We start from the raw sequence: 19,885 nt of genomic DNA, 5'->3' as shown, positions 1-19,885 counted from the left end.
CAATGAAGAAGCTGTTTCAGGCAAGACAGGGAATTGATGTGCCAGATCATAAGGGATTGACAAACAATAAAAAAACTGTTAAAGGGCCCGGTTCAGAAGAGCTGGTGTTTCCCATGACAATGCACATCGGAGCACCTGCTGAAATCATTGTGGATGAGGGGAATCATGTCAAAATCGGAACATTGATAGGAAATGCGACAAAAACGATATCTGCTAATATTCACAGCTCAGTGTCCGGGCAGGTGATAGCAGTGGAAGAAAGGGAGAGCTTTAAGGGGAAAGCGACCTGTATTATTATTAAAAATGATTTCATGTATGAAGAAGAACGATTGAGCCTGCTGGATGAGTCAATCAGCATTGATGAATTTCTTGAAAGAATTTCAGAAGCAGGCATTACGGGCAAGGGAGGGGCAGGCTTTCCCACCCATGTGAAACTTGATCCACCAGAAAATGGACACAGATATATTCTGATAAATGGGGCTGAGTGTGAGCCATATTCAACGACAGATCACAGGGTCATGCTTGAAAACTCACAGGAAATATTACGTACTGTCAGCTTCATGCATCACTTATTTGATGTTAAAAAAACCATTATTGCCATTGAAGACAATAAATCGGATGTGATCAGATTATATAAAGACAGCATATCCAGTCACAATATGAAACATATTGAAATTCATGAGGTGCCAAGTCGATATCCCCAGGGGGAACAGGGGTTGTTGCTTAAAACCATATTGGACTTAGAAGTGCCGGAAGAAGACAATGCCAGTAATGTGGGGTTAATCTCATCCAATGTCAGTACGATTAAAGCAATCCATGATGCTGTTTTCATGGGCATCCCCTTAACTGAGAGAGTGGTAACAGTCACAGGCCCCACCCTTAAAAACCCTCAAAATATCTTGACGAGAATTGGCACACCGGTGCAGGATCTGATTGAATTCTGCGGCGGTTTTGCCCATGAAACAGATAAAATGATCAGTGGAGGGCCGATGATGGGTCAGCCTTTTTCTGACACGACAATTCCCATTGAAAAAGATACAACAACACTTCTTTTTCTGCCTTACGACGCTGAAGTGAGAAAAAACGAGAGACCTTGCATCAGATGCGCAAAATGCATCGATGCCTGCCCCGTGTACCTGCAGCCTATTCTTATCAGTAATGCTTACAGGGAAAGCCGATGGGACCTGTGTGAAGTGCTTAAAACCGAAACCTGTGTCAGATGTGGATGTTGTACGTATATCTGTCCATCAAAAATCCCATTACTTGAAGACATTTCTAAAGCTGTTAAACAGCTGAAAGAAATAAAGGAAAGGGATGAAAACAAATGAGCCGCGAAATATTTATGGGTCCTGCTCCGCATATCAGGCATTCTCATACAGATCGGGAAATAATGAAAAAGGTTGTCATTGCATGTCTGCTTCCAACGATTGCCGCTGTCTATCTCTTTGGTTTTAGAGCTCTCTTGATGGCACTTGCAGGGATGATCTCAGCAGTTCTTTTCGAAGCACTCTACCAAAAAGTGCGGGGAAAAGAAATCACTGTTTCTGACTACAGTGCTGTCGTGACAGGCTTGCTTCTGGCGCTTGCGCTGCCTGTGACGGCTCCCCTGTGGAGCCTGATTCTTGGTACTTTTTTTGCGATTATCATTGTTAAACAGCTGCCTGGGGGGCTGGGAAAAAATCCAATTAATCCAGCTGTAGCAGCCAGAATCGCATTAAAACTCTTCTTTGAACCTCATATTACTCAGTGGGTAATGCCGGGTCCTGATGCTGTTGCAACAGCAACACCTATAGAATATATCGGGCATTTTACCCGAACAATTCCGGTGGAACTGCCGCCGCTTTCCGATTTATTTCTGGGATCCATGGGCGGGGGCATTGGTGAAGTGTCCAAACTCTTTATCCTCTTTGGCTGTGTCTTTCTTGTCTTTAACAAAATCATTGATATGCGCGTCCCGCTTGCGACAATCGCAGGGGCCGGAGTGACAGCTTTTTTATACAGTGGTATGAATCTTGAATACACTGCGTATCACCTGTTAAGCGGAGCATTGTTTTTAGGAGCTGTTTATATGGTGACAGATTATAGCTCAGGCCCATTGACACTTAAAGCAAAAATATTTTATGCTTTTATGGTAGGGGTTTTAACGATAGCCATTCGAATCCTCTTTAATCTCCCAGGAGGATTTGGAATCGCACTGTTGATCATGAATGTAGTTAGCAGATTGATTGATAAATTGTTTACACCAAGGGTGATGGGCCATTCTGAACGTGAGATCAGCAGTGATATTTACAATGTCCATCTATCGTAATGATCGCTCGAAGCCTGACTGATTGACGATCAAAACACATGGGGGTTTTAAGATGAAGGTTTCTTACAGAGACATATCGTTTGAGGAAGTTCATGTGATGAAAGATGTATGGGAAAGAAACCGTCAATTTCATGAGGAGATGTCACGTTTTTTCGGCCATTATTACACGTCTCTTGTTTTCGAAGAACGAATGAAGCCGTTTTCCGGTTTTGGTGAGAATCGAATCAAAATCACCATTGCGGAAGAGGAAGAGGAGAAGAGCGTCATTGGGTACTGTCTATCCACCATTGACAACCATGAAGGCCAGATGCAGACCCTTCATGTGCTGGAGGATTTCCGGGGAAATGACATTGGAAAAGAACTGATGCGACGCCACTTGGAGTGGTTTGAAACGAAAGGTTGTACAGAAATCAGCCTGGTGGTCTCTAATGAAAATGAAAAAGCGATTCGGTTTTATGAGAACCATGGATTCCGAAAAAACACCATTGAGATGCGCTTATTTAAATCATGATAACATGATAAAAGGGAAGGCGATGCGCCTTCCCTTTTATTTCACCAATATGTTCAGACTCTTGGAGTCTTCCAGCACTTCAATGCCATAAGGCACATTGCTGGGCAGCACCATCATCTCACCCTTGCTGACAACCTGTTCATCAGACTGGTGGAAGCGAATCTTCAGCTTGCCTTCATAGACATAAATCAGGCTGTCTTCTTCCTGATATTCTTTGCTGATGCTTTCACCCTTTGCGTAAGAGAAAAAACGAACATCAGTGGTTTCAGTGGCACAAATGGCCTTGCTGGCAATGGTGTGGGCGCTGTTTTCAACCATTTCACCAATGGAAATGGCGACCAGAGGTTCAATGTTCTTCATCACCTTCATGGTTATTTCTCCTTCCTGACCACCATCAACAGCATTTTCATATCTTCTTTTGCAGTGACCTGGTGAGAAATCCCGGCAGGCATGAGCACCAGCTGGCCTTTAACGGCTTCCTGCGTTTCTTCGCCAATGGTAACACGGGCCACGCCTTCATGAATATAAAGAAGAGCATCGCCGTTGGCTGTATGGGGGCCAACGCCCTCCCCTTTACCGAAAGCCAGCAGGGTAATGCCTACTCCTTTTTCCTGAGCCAGCGTCTTGCTTTCAATTTGGCCGGGTTTGCAGCTGACCATTTCATCAAAGTTAATGGCTTTCGCTTTTTCAATGTTTTTGATTAAATCCATGTTCATCCTCCATTCATTTTGACAGTCGTCAAATGCCTGATTTGACCTTAGTCTACCATGGCGCTTCACCGGGTGCTGTGATTTGCATCACATTTTAGTTCGCATTCATTTCAAGCGCTTTATTCACGGCTTTTTTTAGCAGGCTATTTCCAATGCCCTTAAGAACTCCTCGGCGAGTGGTTCTTAAGGGTGTTTTTATGCGGCGCTTTAGGATGCTTTATCAGAAATGCAGTTAAAAAAAGTGACAGTGACTGGGAGGTTTCTTCAACGATGTCATAACTGCCATTATACGCACACCAGTCATAAATCATTCCCCGGGAAAATCGAAGGAGATGGCGGGTGATTTGAGTTGCTGTCAAAGTGTCTGACAAAACCCCCGCCTGCTGGGCATCAGTAATCATTTGGGTCAAAATTAAAGGGAACTTACGGGTGGTGGAAATAAAAAAAGCACGGCCTGCCTGCAGCTGGCTGCGATAAAACTGCTGCATGGTTTCAACACCCATGTCTTCTGCATACTTGACCTGATACTTGATGGCTTCAATAATCTTATCCAAAGGAGGCAGCGATTCCAACTGCGCACTTGCATGAGCTTCAAAGTGTTCATCATATCGGCGGTAAGATTCAACGATGATGTCTTCCTTACCGGTGAAATGATGGTAAAAAGCACCGGTGGAAACGCCAACGGCCTGGCAGAGGTCCTGAATGCTCACCTGATCATATCCCTGTTCAGCAATCAGATCCAGGGCTGTGTTTAAAAGAGTTTCTTTGGTTTGCATGGCTTGTTGCTTTCGTTGAGTCATTTTCTTTTTGTTCACGATGAGGCTCCTTCTCCGGAATCAAACATTTAGAGGCTGAAGTGAGATAAATCCACATCCATTATACACTATGTAGTTACCGCGAGTGAAGAATAATGACCCGTAAACGTCGGGAAAAACCGCTGAGAGAGATCGATGTTTCTGAATGACTCGTTAGAAAGAGGGCGTGGATAAAAATGAATTTGACAAAAATAAAACAATGATCTATGATTAACATATTCAGTTCGCCGAACTGATTATGCAAAATGACAAAGGAGGATTTCAATGAAACGAAAACTGATGATGGGATTGTTGATAGTCTGTTTGATGGCAGGGCTTCTGGGTTGCAGCAGTGAGAATGCTGGTTCGGCTGAGCCGGAAACCTATGTGGGCACCGCCAAAGGCTACGGTGGCGATGTGACAGTCACAGTAACCATGGAAGAAAACGTTATCAAAGAAGTGACGGCCGAAGGGCCTGATGAAACTGAGGGAATTGGCACAAAGGCCCTTGAAGAACTGCCGGCAGCAATTGTCGCTGCCAATTCAACTGAAGTTGACGTGATCGCTGGTGCCACTGTCACCAGCAATGCCATTTTGACAGCTGTTAGAAGTGCGTTAAATGGTGGCGATGGAGTCGAGTCAGCAGACATGACCTTCACACCGGGTACCTATGCCGGGGAGGCGTATGGGTATATGTCCACTATTGTGCTGGATGTCACCGTATCAGAAGATGCCATCACTGGTATCGAGGTGGTGGAAAGCGGCGACTCTCCCATTCTTTTCGACGCCGCCCGGGATGGCATGATCAGTGAAATACTCACCTATCAGACGCTGGCAGTGGACGTGGTGTCAGGTGCCACCTCCAGTTCCCACGGGATTCTGAATGCGACAAAAGACGCCTTGCTGAAAGCAGGTGCCTCAGAAGAAATGGTTAACCGGCAGGCTGAAAGACCGGACTTCACCCCTGAATCCATTGAAAATACAGCCGATGTCATTGTTGTTGGCGGCGGCGGTGCAGGCCTGGTAGCAGCAGCCACGGCGGCTGAAGAAGGTGCCACGGTGATCTTGGTGGAGAAAGCCCCTTACCTGGGTGGTAACCTGGTGGTCTTCGGCGGCATTTACAACACCCCAGACCCGTCGAAGCAGTCGTTGGTGGAAATGAGCGAGGCAGTGAAGACAATGGTGGAAAAAGCCATTTCGGCGGAACCGGCCAATGAATCTCATGCAGCTGCCATCGCGGCGGTGAAGGCAGATTACGACAAATGGAAGGCCGAAGGAGCCACCGGACTTTTCGACAGCGCTTCCTGGTTTGCCCTCCAAACCTGGAACGCCGGTGACCAGGTCGCCAGTAAAGAACTGGTAGATGTGATGTGCGACAATGCCTATGAAGGCTTTGAGTGGCTGGAAGCCATCGGAGTGGAATTCACCGATGGCATCACCCAGGGAGCCGGTTCTCTTTACCAGCGAACCCATGGCGCTGTTAAGCCCAATGGTTCCGGATTCATTGATGCCTATGTGGAAACCTTGAACCAGTATTCAGACCAGGTGGAAATCCTCATGGAAACCGCAGCAGACTCTCTGATCATGGACGGCAGCAAAGTGGTGGGTATCACCGCCACCGATGTGAAGGGAAATACCTACACCCTCAACGCCAACAAAGGCGTGGTGCTGGCCACCGGTGGATTTGCCGGCAATGTGGCCCTGCGTCAGGAATACGCGGAAGGCGGCACCTGGAAAGACTTGGGTGAGAACGTACTCACCACCAACCTGAAAGCAGTTTCAGGAGATGGCATTCTCATGGCAAGAGATATCGGAGTGAACCTGGTGGATATGGAGCACATCCAACTGCTGCATTTGGGAAATCCCTTCTCAGGAGCCACCACCGGTGTTATTCCTTACAAAGGTCGAAACGCCGACGAAGTGATTTTTGTCAATGCGGAAGGAAACCGGTTTGTGGCAGAAGATGCCCGACGTGATGTGATCTGCAATGCCATTCTGGAGCAGCCAGGCGGTTTTTACTGGATGATTCACGATTCCAAGAACATTGACCCCAACAGTGACCTGGTGGCCAACTACCTGAAAGGCGGCTATTTCCATAAAGCCGATACCCTGGAAGAACTGGCAGAGATCATTGAAGTGCCGGCAGAAACCCTGGTGGCCTCAGTGGATCAGTACAACCACTCGGTGGAAACCAAGGTGGACGAAGTCGCCGGCAGAGGACTCTTTGTGGAAACCATTGATGAAGGCCCCTACTTTGCAGCCAAGCGTGTGGCATCGGCCCATCATACCATGGGCGGTGTGGAGATTGATGCAGACGCCCGGGTTTACTACGAAGACGGCACCATCGTGGAAGGTCTTTTTGCAGCCGGCGAAGTCACCGGTGCCATTCACGGGGGTAACCGGGTGGGTGGTAATGCAGTGGTGGATACCGTCGTCTTTGGACGCATCGCCGGCTTCAACGCTGCCAAGTAACAGAGGGTAGATACGCATCCTTTAAAAGATCCTTATCCATCAATAAATCAGTAACAAGAAATCAGTAACAAGGGGCTCCCGCGTTTATCCGGGAGCCTCTTCCGTTACCTCAGACAAAATGAACCAAACAACGTCAACATCTATAAAATGATCCAAAACTCGAAACGAAAATGAAACGAAAATGAAATGGAGTGATTAAGATGAAAAGAGCATTGAAAATGCTGGGGGCTGTCGTACTGGTGCTCATCCTCATCGCCGGAGGCATGTTCATCTACCTGACACGGGGGCTTTCCGAAGGGGCCAGCCTGCCGCTTGAGGGCATTGATCTGTCTGAAACAGCCGACGGCACCTATGGAGGGCGGTATGAGGGCGGCCGCTGGAGCAACCAGGTGGAAGTCACGGTGGAAAACCATCGCATCACTCGTCTGGAAGTGGTGGAAGATATTGGGTTTGTGCAGGAAGGCTTCTCGCAGGATCTTTTCAGCGCCGTCATCGCAGCCCAGGATACCCGCATCGATACCGTCTCCGGAGCCACCGTCACCACCAAAGCCTATTTGAAAGCCATTGAAAATGCACTGAAACCATAATGCAGGGAGGCAGAAAGAGTATCATGAAGAGAACTGAGACACCGAAAGAGAACCTCGGGCAGCATGGCCGGACAACCGTGATTTTAAGCGCCCTCCCTGAAACTTATCAAGCTTTAGAAACAGCAGTTGTTCAGACAGTTGCTCATGCAGTTGCTCAGACGGGAAATCAGGTGTCGTCGGGGGGGCAGTCAGGAGCGCCATCAGCAACAGCATCGCGGCCAGAAGATAGCGCCGTCATCTGCCTGCCCCTGCGAACACTGCACCTGGAGCCCTGTGCCTGTTGTGAGGCCTGCGCTTACAAAACCCCCGGTGTCTGTGCCCTGAAAGACGACACGGCCACCCTCATGCGACACATTGCACCGGCAGCCACCCTGGTGCTGCTGACACCGGTACGCTTCGGCGGCTACAGCGCCCAGATGAAAGAAGCCGTGGATAAATTCATGCTGCTGGCCCAACCCGGCTATGCACTCTACCGGGGAAGCCTTGTGCACCCCGCCCGGTACGGCACCAAGAAAATCATTGGCATCGGCGTGGCTGAATCGCTCTCCGACAGTGCGGCTGCCAATTTCTCCCGGCTGGTGGCCCACAACGCCCAGAATCTTCAATCCTCCTGGAATGCCGGTGTGGTGAATCCCCGGCAGTCACCGGAAGAGCTCCGCCGATTGGTGAGCAGCCTTGTCAATGAAGCTGCCGCCACGGCACCTTCAGAAGAAAAGGTCCCACCGGTGCCCCCAACACCCGGGAAACCCGGGAAACTCGGCAAAACGGCACAACAGCAAGGGCAGCACTGGCTTTTTATTAATGGCAGTCCCCGAAGGGAAGGCACTTCCCAATCTTTTATAGATACCATGAAACAGTTGGTGGAGGAAGGGGGTCATGACACCGCCCTGTTGCAGGCACAGCCCTTTGCCAGGGGCAAAACCCCCTTCAGCGTCATGGAAGAAGCGTTGACCGCCTGTGATGTGCTGGTGCTTTCCGCACCCCTTTACGCTGACACACTCCCCTGCACCAACCAGTGGCTGCTGGAAAAACTGGCTGATGAAAAGCGGCACCTGCTGGAAGGAAAATACTTTTTTGCCGTGGCCCAGTGCGGTTTCCCTGATGGGTCCCGCCTTGCTCCCATGCTGAATACCTGCCGGATTTTTGCCGAAGAAACGGGGATGACCTGGCTGGGGGGATTGGCCTTTGGTGGAGGCCCCCTCATCAACGGTGCCGGGCTGGAAACTCTTGGGAAAAAAGGCGGGCAGTATATTCAGGGATTTCGCCTGGCAGTTGACGCCCTGTTGAACAGACAACCTGTTCCTGCCGAAAGCCAGAAGCTGCTGACGGTGAACATTCCGAAAATCATGCATCGTCCCATGATCTGGTACCTAAACCACCGGGTGAAAAAAGAAGCCCGGCAGCAGGGTACGGTGGATGTGAATGCCCGGCCATACCTGACAGACTGATGCGGCTCACCGTCGTCGGCAGTCGCCGGAAAGACACTCTCACACCACTGCTTTTGGGTTCATGACGTTTAGACGTTTTATCAGTACCGGATAGGCAGAGCCCTCGTCGATCATTTCAGGCGAGGGTCCTGCCTGTCTGTTTTTTGGTGGAAAAACTGCAATGAGAAGGTTTTTACCCACGAAGAAGGTTTTTTTCTTAGACGAAAAACGATACATGACCATTCAAAACCTTCGGTTACTGAATGAACAGTCGGGTATGAATGGAAGTAGGTAGTGAGTTTGGCAGAAAAGAAGTGGAGGGCTGTGGATGGATGGTTCCATGATCACTGTACTGCTGATGCTGACAGTCACCATTGGGCTGCTGGTGGCAGATGTATTCCGCATCGATCTGGTGGCACTTCTGGTGATGCTGCTCTTGGGATGGACGGGCATTCTAACGGCTGAAGAGGCTTTTTCAGGATTCTCCAGCAATGCGGTCATCGCCATGATGGGGGTGATGATGATCAGTCAGGGCCTTGCCAAAACCGGGATTATTGACCGGCTTTCCCAAATGGCTGTCCGCAAAATCGGTGGTGGAAAAACGATCATTGTCCTGAGCATTTCTCTTATGGCAGGGTTGCTTTCCGGTGTATTGATCACTGTCGGTGTGGCCGCGCTGTTTTTGCCGGTGATGCTGCAGATCTCCCGCCGGCAGAAAATTCCAGCTTCAGACCTGCTGATGCCCATGGGGTTTTCAGCCATTCTGGGTGCCAACCTGACCATGGTGGGATCAGCCCCGCTCATCGTGCTCAACGATTTACTGCGCAGCGGCGGGCAGAAGCCCTACGGGCTCCTCAGTGTATTCCCGGTGGGCGTGCTCCTGCTGGGGGCCGGCCTCCTGTATTTCTGGTTATTGGGAAGCCGGATCCTGCCGGACACCTCCCAGCGACCCACGGCCCAGTCCCACCAGGAAAAACTGATGGAAACCCTCCATCTTTCTCACTATATCAGCTGTTACCGCATTCCTCCAGACTGCCCCTTGATAGGAAAGACGCTGGATGAAGCAGCCATCTGGCAGCGTTTTCAGCTGCATCTTCTGGGAATGACGGGTGAATCAGGGGTGGAATATGTCCCCTGGCGCGAAACCCGGTTTCGTTCCGGTCAGGTGCTGTCTCTCCTTGGAACAGAAGAAGCCTCCCGGCATTTTTCAGAAACATGCGGTCTCCAACCGGCAAAGGCCGGCGAATCCCTCCAATCCCTGGCAGAATCCCATAGTGCCGGATTTGCAGAAGTCATCATTCCGCCCCGCTCGGCCATGGCAGACAGCAGCCTGAGGGAGTTCTCACTGCGGAAAAAATATGCCGTGGAGCCACTGGTACTTTTCAGTGGCGGGGAAGAGGTGCGGGAAGATTTTTCCGACCACCACATGCGCCAGGGAGATACCCTGGTGGTGTACGGCTTGTGGCAACATATCCGCGAACTTAGTCGCAGCCCCGATTTCATCGTCATCACCCCTGTTGCGGCACCGGACCATACTCCTGAAAAGACCAAAGCCGCCGTTGTCTGCCTGCTGGGAGCCGTGGCCATGACCCTGGTTGGTTTCCCGGTATCCCTGGCCTTCTTTTCAGGTGCTGTGGCCATGATTCTGGCTAAGGTGTTGACCCTGCAGGAAGGATACCAGGCCATTGAATGGAAAGTGATTTTTCTCCTGGCAGGCCTGATTCCCCTGGGGACAGCCATGCAGAAAACCGGCACCGCAGCGTTTCTGTCAGAAAATCTCATGAAGCTTCTGGCAGGCCGGCATCCGTTGTTCTTTCTTCTGGCAGTGGCAGCACTGGCCAGTTTTTTTGCCCTGTTCATGTCCAATGTGGGGGCAGTGGTGATTCTAACGCCGCTGGTGATGAGTATGGCCACCATGGCCGAAGTAGACCCCCGGGGAGCGGCTTTGCTGGCGGCGGTGTGTGCTTCCAACGCACTGATTCTACCCACACATCAGGTGAATGCCCTGTTGCTGTCACCGGGGGGGTACCGCAATACTGATTTTATGAGAGCGGGAGGAGGGATGAGTCTCATCTATGTGATGATCTCGGTGACTTTCTTTTATTTTTTCATGATCTAACCCATGGTATTTTTTGCAACTTAATTCACCTGGAACGTATTAAGAGGAGGCGCATGACATGTTGCTCAAACACTTTTTCACCGAAAAAATTGCCCACAGTTCCTACATGCTCATCGGTCAGGATACCTGTGCTGTCATTGATCCCCAGCGAGATGTGGATCATTACATTGAGGAAGCCCGGTCTCAGGGGGTAAAAATCACCCACATATGCCAGACACACCTCCATGCCGATTTCATTTCCGGTCACATGGATCTGGCAGAGAAAACGGGTGCCCAGATTTATGTGGCCAAATCAGCGGCGTGTACCTTCGACCATGTGCCCCTGTCAGAGGGAGATGTCATTGAACTGGAGGATATGCGGCTGCAGGTACTGGAAACTCCCGGGCATACACCGGAGCACCTCAGCTATGTGGTGGCGGATACCTCCAGGACGGAGAGTCCGGTGGGGGTTTTTGTGGGAGACACCCTTTTTGTGGGTGATGTGGGACGACCAGATCTCTTTCCCAACCGGGCCCGGGAACTGGCAGAAAAACTGTACCACAGCCTCCATGACAAGCTGTTGAAACTGCCGGACTACTGTGAAGTTTACCCGGCCCACGGTGCCGGATCTCTTTGCGGCAGAGCAATGGGAGCCAAGTGGCGCAGTACCATCGGCTATGAGCGGAATTTTAACGATGCCCTGCTGATCACTGACAAAGAAGCGTTTATCACCTCACTGACAGAAAACATGCCTGAGGCACCGGATCATTTCAGCCGATGCAGTGACATCAATCGCCGTGGACCCGTGCAGGTGAAAGATCTGCCTCCACTGGCAGAACTGCGGCCCGATGAATTTCAGAAGATTGCTGCAGAACCAGACACCATTGTGCTGGACACCCGCAGCTACATGGCCTTTGGGGGCCAGCATGTGAAAAGCTCCTGGCATCTTGATCTGAATGGAAACTTTCCCACCTTCGCCGGCTGGGTACTCCCCACAGACAAAAAAATTCTCCTGGTGGCAGACGACTATGACAAGGCCAAAGAAGCCGTTATCTGGGCGCGGCGCACCGGAGTGGACAACATCGTGGGATACCTGGAGGGCAGCTTGTCCAGCTGGTCGGTGACAGGCCTGCCATCTGGTTCGGTGTATCAGATGGCGGCAGAAGATCTTCACGAATGGGTTACCGGGGAAGATGATTTTGTGCTGCTGGATGTTCGCGCTGTCCAGGAGTATGAAGACAGTCATATCAAGGGATCTGTGAACATTCCTGTGGCAGCGCTGCGTACCCGTTACGATGAACTGGATCCTTTCAAAACCACAGTGGTGGTCTGCAGCTCTGGCAATCGTTCCAGCCTTGGCACCAGCATTCTGAAACAGCACGGGTTTAAAGACCTGATCAACCTGGTCGGGGGCATGTCTGGGTACAGTGCTGCCGGTTACGCCAAGGAATGCCGGGCTTGTGCTTCGCCCCATGGGTCCCGGTTTTTCACCGGATATCGAAAAAACCCCTTATAGGCGACGTGCGAGTAGCCAACGAAGGAGGAAAGCACCATGTCATTTCTCACAATCGCCCGCTGGTCACCTTATGTGGTGGGGGTGGGCATCGGCATTCTCAGCTGGATCAGTTTCTTCGTGTCTGATAAACCCATCGCCTGCTCCACGACTTTCGCCAAAGCCAGTGGTATGATTGAACGCCGCTTCAGGGGAGACGAAGCGGCGAAAAAACCTTATTACGAAAAAATCGGTCTGAGCGTCGACTGGCAATGGATGCTGGTCACCGGTCTGGTCATGGGATCCTTTCTGTCGGCCCAGCTTTCTGGCAGCTTTCATCTACAACCAGTCCCGCCCCTGTGGGAAGCCGCCTTCGGTAGCAGTTTTTTGTTTCGCAACCTGGCAGCTCTGGTGGGAGGCATGTTCATCGGTTTCGGAGCCCGGTGGGCTGACGGCTGCACCAGCGGCCACGGCATCAGTGGCACGTTACAGCTCGCTCTTTCCAGCTGGGTGTCTGCTGTCTTCTTTTTCGTCGGTGGCATTGTGACAGCCGCTCTGCTCTTTGGTCTGGGTGGGTGATCAGGCTTCAGGTTGTTGTGGCGAAAAGGCTGTGAAAGAAGGGGAGGCAGATCAGATGAAGGACGCAAAAGAAACGTCAAAAACCAGCGGCTCTCAGTTGCTGTGGGGGCTGGGCATTGGCTTGGTGTTCGGCTTTCTGCTTCAAAAGGGAGGTGCCACCCAGTATGATGTAATTGTCGGGCAACTGCTGCTGAAAGATTTTACAGTACTGAAAATCATGCTGTCAGCGGTGGTGACAGGCATGCTGGGTATTTATGCTATGAAGGGTCGGGGATGGGTGACGTTGCATCCCAAGAAAGGTTCCGTGGGAAAAAACGTCATCGGGGGCCTGATTTTCGGCGTGGGATTTGCCCTTTTGGGTTACTGTCCGGGCACCATTGCCGGTGCCATCGGCAACGGGTTTTTGGACGCTGCTCTGGGCGGCCTGGCAGGTATTTTCATTGGCACTGGTCTGTTTGCCGCACTCTATCCCCGCTTAGAAAAGGGGATTTTGAAGGTGGGTGATTACGGAGATATCACCCTGCCAGAACTGTTGAAAGTGAACGATTGGGCGGTTGTGATCCCCGTGACTGCCGGTATTGTGTTGTTCCTGGCTTGGCTGGAATCCTTGGGGTGAAGCATCTTTCTTTTGCAGGCGGCTTTATACGGTTCAGAAGATGCCATGTTTTCTGCTGACAAATGTTAGCAACCTGTCCAACAGTGGTATGAAGGCAGTAAAGGAAGAATGTTGAAAAAACCACCTTCAGCAGTCTGTGATATTGGCAGCAGAAAAACAATGCCCATGAAAAAGGATGTGTAGCCGTTGTCCAAAAAATTCTATGACCTGCTGATGGAGCAAAGCCCGGTGGGGTATGCGCTCCATCGTATGGTATACGATGAAACGGGCAATCCCTGTGATTATACCTTTGAAGAAGTCAATCCCATGTTTGAAGAGTTGACCGGTCTTGCCCGGCAGGCTATTATCGGCAGAAAAGTGACAGAGGTGATCCCTGACATTACCGGCGGCGAATTCAACTGGATTCAATACTATGCCCAAATTGCCCAAAGTGGTGGACAGGAAGAGTTTGAACAGTATTCCCAGCCGCTGAAGAAATGGTTTCAGGTGAAGGTAATTTCTCGGGAGCCGGGCACTTTTGTCACCTTTTTTCTGGACATCACCGCACAAAAAAATCAACTGGAAGAACTGGAGCAGTTTTTCCATGTGAATCTGGATCTCCTCTGCATTGCCAATACATCCGGTTATTTCGTCAAGGTGAACCATGTCTGGGAACAGTTGCTGGGATTTCCGGAAACTGTGATTCAGCAGCACCAGTTTTTGGATTTTGTTCATCCTGATGATCTGGAGGCTACGCAGGAAGCCATTGAAAAACTTAACAATGAAAAGGAAATCAAGGGTTTTGTCAACCGTTACCGCAACAGTCAGGGCGAATACCGGTATCTGGAATGGCGGGCAGCAGCCGGACAGAATCAGCTGATTTATGCGGCTGCCCGGGATATCACTGAACAGCTGAAGTCTGAAAAAGCCAATGAATTGCAGCGGGAGCAGTTGAGCACCATCATGGATCTGGTCCCCAACTACATTTTTGCCAAAGATGAAGCGGGGGTCTATTTGCTGGCTAATAAGTCGGTGGCATCCATTTTTAACGAATCACCTGAATCAGTGGTGGGGAAAACTGATCTTGACTGGGGTGTGACAGAATCTGAATTTCAGCGATACCGCCAAGATGACCTGGAGGTCATCCATTCAGGTAAAGTGAAATACATCGCCAAAGAACCGGCTCCCCGACCCGACGGCACCATGGGGTGGTTTCAGACAGTTAAAATACCTTATCAGCACCCGGGACATGACTTGCAGGCGGTGTTGGGCGTGGCCACCGATATTACAGAACGGGTGGTGGCAGAGGAACAGATGCAGGAGTTCAACGAAAAGTTGAAAATGGCCAATCTGGAGCTGGATCGGGCACTGAATCAGGAACTGGTGGCTTCAAAGGCAAAAAGTGAATTTTTGGCAAACATGAGCCACGAGATTCGCACACCCATGAATGCGGTGATTGGACTGAGTCATCTGGCACTGAATGAGACCACCGACGAAAAAATGCTGAGTTATCTGCGTAGAATTCAGCATTCAGGGAAAAACCTTCTGGATATCATCAACGACATCCTGGATTTTTCCAATATCGAAGCAGGAAAAATGACGATTGAAAGACAATTGATGTCAGTGAAAAAAGTGATGAAAGAAGTAGCCAACACCTTCGAATTTCGCGCCATTCAAAAAGAACTGTCTCTTGAAACTACCATTGACCCAGCGGTACCTGATTATGTGATAGGCGATTTCCTGCGATTGAGGCAGATTCTGGTGAATTTGGTGAGTAATGCCATTAAGTTCACCGAATCGGGAGGTGTTCATATAAAAGTAAGGCGCGAGGCCGTGGTAGGTGATCAGACACTGTTGCGATTTGATGTTTCAGACACAGGCGTGGGCATTCATTCGGAAAAAGTGGAAAAACTGTTCCAACCTTTTGCCCAGGCGGATGGATCCATCACCAGGCGTTACGAAGGTACCGGTCTGGGGCTCTCTATTTCCCGGCGCCTGCTTGAATTAATGAACGGGCATATCTGGGTGGAAAGCCAGCCTGGTGAAGGGGCCACTTTTTCATTTGAACTGCCTTTTGAGAGCATCATTGACCATTCGGCAGTGAACCTTCATCCCGGCTTCAAAGACTTGGGCCTCCTGGTGGTGACCAGCGACAGTCAAGTTAGAAAGCAGGTGGGTGAACACTTGGAGAGCTTTCGCGTGCAGTTCGACTGTATTCAGAACGGATTTGTTGCACAACAACGGTGTTCAGGCGGCTGTGACATGGTGATCATCCATTACAAACCGGAAACCTGGGAGCAGGACTTTGAGGGATTGGCACAGCTGGCACGGCACCATCTTACTGGATTACCGGTGGTCTTGCTCATGGATACGCAAGCCAGCCCACCCGCATTGCCAGACGAAGTAACCATGAACCTTATTCGAGTGAAAGAGCTGACACAATCCACCATGCTTGATGCCCTCATCACCCTGATGGGAGACAAAGCATCTCAAAAGAAGGGGTTTCTCCAGCGGGAAGCAACCAACCAGACAGATGTTGCTGAACCACTGAGCATTGAAACCCTTACACCCATTCTGATGGCGCTTGAAGAGCAATTGAACGCTTACAGTCTTGTGGATGAAGACATCATGTATCAGTTGACTCGCCGTCTCAAGGCAACGCCGGCCTTGCAGCGGGTTGCTGATGAACTTCAACAGTATGTGGAATCCTTTGATTACGAAAAGGCAAAGGAAAGCCTGAAAAAAATTCGGCAACTGATGGGAGCTGAGTGACCATGAATGAAATGAATGAAACCGAAGAAAGTGAAGGGCGTCAAACCATCCTCATCGTGGATGACAGCCCGGTGAATCTGCAGATGCTGGGAAAACTGCTGAATGATGAATGGCGTGTGAAAGTTGCCAATAACGGTAAAACAGCACTGAACATCGCTTCCTCCGACGACCCGCCAGATTTGATTCTTCTGGATGTGATGATGCCTGAAATTGATGGCTACACCATCTGTCGCATTTTAAAGGCTTCTCCTGAAACCAGAGATATCCCCATTATTTTCGTCACTGCTTTGAATCAGGCAGATGATGAAGCCCGCGGCCTGGCTATGGGAGCCATTGATTACATCACTAAACCCTATAATAATGCCGTTGTGAAAGCTCGGGTGCGCAATCATCTGGAACTGAAACTCTATCGTGACCTGTTGAAAAATACCAGTCTCATGGATGGCCTCACCGGCATTGCCAACCGGAGGCGCTTCGATGAAACCATTCAGGCAGAATGGAAACGGGCCTTTCGGGATGGCCATCCGCTGGCGCTCCTCATGGTGGATATCGACTTTTTTAAAAACTTCAACGATGCTTATGGCCATCAAATGGGAGATGATTGCCTGCGTCAGGTGGCTCTCGCCCTTGCTCAAAATCTGAAACGTCCTGGTGATCTGGCGGCTCGCTATGGGGGTGAAGAGTTTGCCTGTATTCTGCCTGATGTGAGTACCCAGGGAGTTAAAAAAATTGCCCAGCGGGTGCGTATGGCAATAAAATCTCTGCGAATCCCCCATGAAGCTTCTTCGGCAGCCACCGTAGTAACCGTCAGTGTGGGTGCGACTTCCATCATGCCTGGGCAGGAGACAGGTTGGGAGGTTTTGGTGGAACGCGCCGACCAGGCCTTATATAAAGCCAAGAGGCAGGGAAGAAACCAAGTGGCTTTTTTTGGAGACAGCGAGGAAGATCAAGGCAATTGAAGCCGCAGGCGAATCAACCGGTCATCCTGCTGGTGGGGCGAGCCCCGGCCGTCCCGGTTGTTGGTGAAGAAATACAGGTCTCCCTGCATCACGCGAATACCCCTCAGGCGGCCCCACTGGGTGAAGAGATCTTCCTGAGAAATCACCAGGCCTTCGGCATCAAGATCAATGCGCTGCACCCGGTTGCCCCGCAAACCTGCCACCAGCAGCGGTGTGCCGGCCACGCCCTCGCCGGTGTAAAAGCTCATCCCCGAAGGTGCCAGGGTAAAGGTATCGTAGCAGGCCACCGGATCTTCAAAGTTGGTGGGAGCATCACCGCAGGTGACCAGTGGCCAGCCGTAATTGCGGCCTGGCAAAATCAGGTTAATTTCATCCATGCGGGAAGGGCCATGTTCAGAGGCATACAATTCCCCTGTTTCCGGGTGCCATGCCAACCCCTGGGGGTTCCGGTGGCCAAGGGAATACACATAACTTCCGGGAAAAGGGTTATCCTGCGGAACAGTACCTTCGGGAGTGAGCCGCAGAATTTTCCCCGCCAGCGATTCAAGATCCTGAGACAGGGATGGATTCTGGGCATCGCCGGTGGTTACATACAACATACCGTCGGGGCCAAAGGCGATTCGGCCGCCGTTGTGAGTGCGGGCGCCGGGAATATTGTCAATGACCAGCGTGGGATCATTCAGCGCCAGATGTTCATACCGGTAGCGCATCACCCGGTTAATGAGACGGTTTTCTGAAGTGGCAGTGAAATAGAGGTAGAGATAGCCATTGTCGTCAAAGTCTGGGTGGAGGGCCATGCCCAATAACCCGCCCTCACCGGAATGGCTCACCTCATCCACCACACCCACGGTTCCGTGGCGCATAGAAATCACCTGGCCGCCCCGCTGGGTCAACAGCCAGTCATCTTCTTCGGGCAGGTACACGATCTCCCAGGGAATCTCCAGGTTTTCCATCAGTACTTCCGGTGTAAAATGAGCTTCGTCGAAGCTGACAGCAAGCGTTGCCGGCATCTTCACAGGTTCAGGAGAACCGTCGCCGGCTGATGGGGATGAGCTGGGTGCCGGTTCAGGAGAAACAACTGTTGCTTCGCCGCCTGAGTTCTCCGGGTTTCCGGCGGGCTCACCAAAAAGCAGTGCCGGATTGATGAAACCCAGCCAGATCGTCAGCGTGACCACTGCCAGCAGGATCAGCAGCCAGCCAAACATTGACTTTTGCCGTATCATGATAAAACCTCCTTCTTTGTGCCGGGTGTGGCACCTTACAGCTCTCCGGCATTTCAGATGATTCAGTTTGAGACGCTTAGACACGGGCGTCACACAGAAAAACCGGCAGCCAAAATTTGAGTACAGTTATTTTAATTGGTACCCGCCTGAGCCAAAAAAGTGCAAATCCCACAGCAGCACCCCTCACTTTCAGGCGTATTTCGGCGAAAAGAGGCTGTTGAGGCAGTATATGAGCCGGTAGATATCCTCAGCCGGGTTACCGGGCTCATACAGGGATACACCAATGCTATTTTGCCATGGAACATCGGACCATCAGACCATCAGGGAAGGAGCTGTGATTAATGGGCAAGAAAAAGCAAAAGAATGGCAGTCAAAAAAACAGCAATGGGAAGAAACTTCAGGAGCAAGCAGCTGCCGGCAAGCAATCTGTCACAACCGGCGAAATGACAGAGAAGCTGCCAAAAGACAAAAACTATACGGTCACCACCCTCAACGGACGCCAGGTGAAGAAAATCAACAATAATTTCTATGAAACAGAACTGGGACGTCTGCAGATTGAACTGGTGAAGCTCCAGGAGTGGGTGAAGCAGGAGGGGCTGAAAGTGGTGGTGGTCTTTGAAGGCCGTGACGCTGCCGGCAAGGGAGGCGTCATCAAACGCATCACCGAAAGCCTGAACCCTCGTATCTGCCGGGTGGAAGCCCTGGGCACCCCCACAGAAAGAGAAAAAACCCAGTGGTACTTCCAGCGCTATGTGAACCGGCTGCCCGCCGCCGGTGAAATTGTCCTTTTTGACAGAAGCTGGTACAACCGGGCAGGTGTTGAAAGGGTCATGGGGTTCTGCACCGATGAGGAATACCGGGAGTTTCTCCGCTCCTGCCCCGAATTTGAACGCATGCTTATCCGCTCCGGCATCACACTCATCAAATACTGGTTCTCCGTTTCCGATGAAGAGCAGGAGCGCCGTTTCCAGGCGCGCATCAAAGATCCCACCAAGCGCTGGAAGCTGAGCCCCATGGACCTGGAATCCCGAAAACGCTGGGTGGAGTACTCCCGGGCCAAAGATGATATGTTTGCCCACACCGATACCAAACAGGCTCCCTGGTATGTGGTGGATGCCGACATTAAAAAGCACGCCCGCCTCAACTGCATCACCCACCTGCTGGAGCAGATTCCCTACGAAGATCTGACGCCAGAGCCCATCGAACTGCCCCCCCGGCAGGACGAACAGGCTTACGAACGCCCTCCCATCACCGATCAGACCTTTGTGCCCCATTATTATGGCGGGCCGGTGGAAGACGAGTAACCCCTTTTCCGGGGCGGCGCTAAGTGTTACAATGGTGGAAAACAGCCGCCATAC

17 protein-coding genes are annotated in these 19,885 nt (G+C 50.9%); 13 read left to right on the top strand and 4 right to left on the bottom strand.

Annotated features, from left to right (window positions below; all coding sequences use genetic code 11):
• Window positions 1-2 precede the first annotated feature (2 nt).
• From rsxC to QOL74_RS08210, 3 genes are all read left to right on the top strand, one after another.
• Window positions 3-1,328 carry an electron transport complex subunit RsxC gene (gene rsxC, locus QOL74_RS08220; protein ID WP_283408980.1) on the top strand — a complete coding sequence of 442 codons (1,326 nt, stop codon included), beginning with the start codon at window positions 3-5 and terminating at the stop codon, window positions 1,326-1,328.
• A complete protein-coding gene (locus QOL74_RS08215) occupies window positions 1,325-2,308 on the top strand; it encodes an RnfABCDGE type electron transport complex subunit D (RefSeq protein ID WP_346771736.1) in 984 nt (327 codons plus the stop codon). Before rsxC ends, QOL74_RS08215 begins: the two co-directional genes overlap by 4 nt.
• 97 nt (window positions 2,309-2,405) lie before the next feature.
• Entirely contained in the window at window positions 2,406-2,819 is a 414-nt protein-coding gene (locus tag QOL74_RS08210; protein WP_283408979.1) for a GNAT family N-acetyltransferase, read from the top strand.
• Window positions 2,820-2,855: 36 nt separating this feature from the next.
• Here the strand turns inward: QOL74_RS08210 and QOL74_RS08205 are convergent, their stop codons facing one another.
• The 3 genes from QOL74_RS08205 to QOL74_RS08195 form a co-directional block, all read right to left on the bottom strand.
• A complete protein-coding gene (locus QOL74_RS08205) occupies window positions 2,856-3,188 on the bottom strand; it encodes a cupin domain-containing protein (protein ID WP_283408978.1) in 333 nt (110 codons plus the stop codon).
• 2 nt (window positions 3,189-3,190) lie between these two features.
• Window positions 3,191-3,529 (bottom strand): cupin domain-containing protein, encoded by a 339-nt coding sequence (locus tag QOL74_RS08200; RefSeq protein ID WP_283408977.1) that lies wholly within the window; start codon window positions 3,527-3,529, stop codon window positions 3,191-3,193.
• Window positions 3,530-3,687: 158 nt separating this feature from the next.
• The gene (locus tag QOL74_RS08195) at window positions 3,688-4,344 is read right to left on the bottom strand and encodes a TetR/AcrR family transcriptional regulator (protein ID WP_283408976.1); all 657 of its coding nucleotides are present in this window, start codon (window positions 4,342-4,344) and stop codon (window positions 3,688-3,690) included.
• Between the two features lie 264 nt (window positions 4,345-4,608).
• Here QOL74_RS08195 and QOL74_RS08190 point away from each other — a divergent pair, with 264 nt between their 5' ends.
• The 9 genes from QOL74_RS08190 (at window position 4,609) to QOL74_RS08150 (ending at window position 17,304) form a co-directional block, all read left to right on the top strand.
• Entirely contained in the window at window positions 4,609-6,795 is a 2,187-nt protein-coding gene (locus tag QOL74_RS08190) for an FAD-dependent oxidoreductase (protein ID WP_283408975.1), read from the top strand.
• 200 nt (window positions 6,796-6,995) lie between these two features.
• Window positions 6,996-7,382: an FMN-binding protein gene (locus tag QOL74_RS08185; protein ID WP_283408974.1), complete on the top strand. Its 387-nt coding sequence runs from the start codon at window positions 6,996-6,998 to the stop codon at window positions 7,380-7,382.
• A gap of 23 nt (window positions 7,383-7,405) precedes the next feature.
• Window positions 7,406-8,830, top strand: a complete 1,425-nt coding sequence (locus tag QOL74_RS08180; RefSeq protein ID WP_283408973.1) for an NAD(P)H-dependent oxidoreductase — start codon at window positions 7,406-7,408, stop codon at window positions 8,828-8,830.
• A 307-nt stretch (window positions 8,831-9,137) separates the two neighbouring features.
• The gene (locus tag QOL74_RS08175) at window positions 9,138-10,928 is read left to right on the top strand and encodes an SLC13 family permease (RefSeq protein WP_283408972.1); all 1,791 of its coding nucleotides are present in this window, start codon (window positions 9,138-9,140) and stop codon (window positions 10,926-10,928) included.
• A gap of 58 nt (window positions 10,929-10,986) precedes the next feature.
• The gene (locus QOL74_RS08170) at window positions 10,987-12,423 is read left to right on the top strand and encodes an MBL fold metallo-hydrolase (protein ID WP_283408971.1); all 1,437 of its coding nucleotides are present in this window, start codon (window positions 10,987-10,989) and stop codon (window positions 12,421-12,423) included.
• Between the two features lie 36 nt (window positions 12,424-12,459).
• Entirely contained in the window at window positions 12,460-12,978 is a 519-nt protein-coding gene (locus QOL74_RS08165; protein ID WP_283408970.1) for a YeeE/YedE thiosulfate transporter family protein, read from the top strand.
• 55 nt (window positions 12,979-13,033) lie between these two features.
• Entirely contained in the window at window positions 13,034-13,594 is a 561-nt protein-coding gene (locus QOL74_RS08160) for a YeeE/YedE thiosulfate transporter family protein (RefSeq protein ID WP_283408969.1), read from the top strand.
• 186 nt (window positions 13,595-13,780) lie between these two features.
• A complete protein-coding gene (locus QOL74_RS08155; RefSeq protein ID WP_283408968.1) occupies window positions 13,781-16,345 on the top strand; it encodes a PAS domain S-box protein in 2,565 nt (854 codons plus the stop codon).
• A 2-nt stretch (window positions 16,346-16,347) separates the two neighbouring features.
• Complete coding sequence (locus QOL74_RS08150) at window positions 16,348-17,304, top strand: diguanylate cyclase domain-containing protein (protein WP_283408967.1); 957 nt, start codon at window positions 16,348-16,350, stop codon at window positions 17,302-17,304.
• Here QOL74_RS08150 and QOL74_RS08145 read toward each other — a convergent pair.
• Window positions 17,292-18,527: a PQQ-dependent sugar dehydrogenase gene (locus QOL74_RS08145; protein WP_283408966.1), complete on the bottom strand. Its 1,236-nt coding sequence runs from the start codon at window positions 18,525-18,527 to the stop codon at window positions 17,292-17,294. The genes QOL74_RS08150 and QOL74_RS08145 overlap by 13 nt on opposite strands.
• A gap of 341 nt (window positions 18,528-18,868) precedes the next feature.
• On the opposite strand from QOL74_RS08145, the gene ppk2 reads away from it, so the two are divergent.
• Window positions 18,869-19,831 (top strand): polyphosphate kinase 2, encoded by a 963-nt coding sequence (ppk2, locus tag QOL74_RS08140; RefSeq protein ID WP_283408965.1) that lies wholly within the window; start codon window positions 18,869-18,871, stop codon window positions 19,829-19,831.
• Window positions 19,832-19,885 lie beyond the last annotated feature (54 nt).

The sequence above is a fragment of the Anoxynatronum buryatiense genome (assembly GCF_900182905.1).
Lineage (GTDB): Bacteria > Bacillota > Clostridia > Peptostreptococcales > Tindalliaceae > Anoxynatronum > Anoxynatronum buryatiense.
The sequence above is the reverse complement of the archived record's forward strand: the minus strand, read 5'-3'. Positions and strand labels throughout refer to the sequence as shown.

What these genes read in the sequence shown, in the direction of transcription:
- rsxC (WP_283408980.1), top strand. Translation starts at nt 3, where the DNA reads ATGAAGAAGCTGTTTCAGGCAAGACAGGGAATTGATGTGCCAGATCAT.
- QOL74_RS08215 (WP_346771736.1), top strand. Translation starts at nt 1,325, where the DNA reads ATGAGCCGCGAAATATTTATGGGTCCTGCTCCGCATATCAGGCATTCT.
- QOL74_RS08210 (WP_283408979.1), top strand. Translation starts at nt 2,406, where the DNA reads ATGAAAGATGTATGGGAAAGAAACCGTCAATTTCATGAGGAGATGTCA.
- QOL74_RS08205 (WP_283408978.1), bottom strand. Translation starts at nt 3,188, where the DNA reads ATGAAGGTGATGAAGAACATTGAACCTCTGGTCGCCATTTCCATTGGT.
- QOL74_RS08200 (WP_283408977.1), bottom strand. Translation starts at nt 3,529, where the DNA reads ATGGATTTAATCAAAAACATTGAAAAAGCGAAAGCCATTAACTTTGAT.
- QOL74_RS08190 (WP_283408975.1), top strand. Translation starts at nt 4,609, where the DNA reads ATGAAACGAAAACTGATGATGGGATTGTTGATAGTCTGTTTGATGGCA.
- QOL74_RS08185 (WP_283408974.1), top strand. Translation starts at nt 6,996, where the DNA reads ATGAAAAGAGCATTGAAAATGCTGGGGGCTGTCGTACTGGTGCTCATC.
- QOL74_RS08180 (WP_283408973.1), top strand. Translation starts at nt 7,406, where the DNA reads ATGAAGAGAACTGAGACACCGAAAGAGAACCTCGGGCAGCATGGCCGG.
- QOL74_RS08175 (WP_283408972.1), top strand. Translation starts at nt 9,138, where the DNA reads ATGGATGGTTCCATGATCACTGTACTGCTGATGCTGACAGTCACCATT.
- QOL74_RS08170 (WP_283408971.1), top strand. Translation starts at nt 10,987, where the DNA reads ATGTTGCTCAAACACTTTTTCACCGAAAAAATTGCCCACAGTTCCTAC.
- QOL74_RS08165 (WP_283408970.1), top strand. Translation starts at nt 12,460, where the DNA reads ATGTCATTTCTCACAATCGCCCGCTGGTCACCTTATGTGGTGGGGGTG.
- QOL74_RS08160 (WP_283408969.1), top strand. Translation starts at nt 13,034, where the DNA reads ATGAAGGACGCAAAAGAAACGTCAAAAACCAGCGGCTCTCAGTTGCTG.
- QOL74_RS08150 (WP_283408967.1), top strand. Translation starts at nt 16,348, where the DNA reads ATGAATGAAATGAATGAAACCGAAGAAAGTGAAGGGCGTCAAACCATC.
- QOL74_RS08145 (WP_283408966.1), bottom strand. Translation starts at nt 18,527, where the DNA reads ATGATACGGCAAAAGTCAATGTTTGGCTGGCTGCTGATCCTGCTGGCA.
- ppk2 (WP_283408965.1), top strand. Translation starts at nt 18,869, where the DNA reads ATGGGCAAGAAAAAGCAAAAGAATGGCAGTCAAAAAAACAGCAATGGG.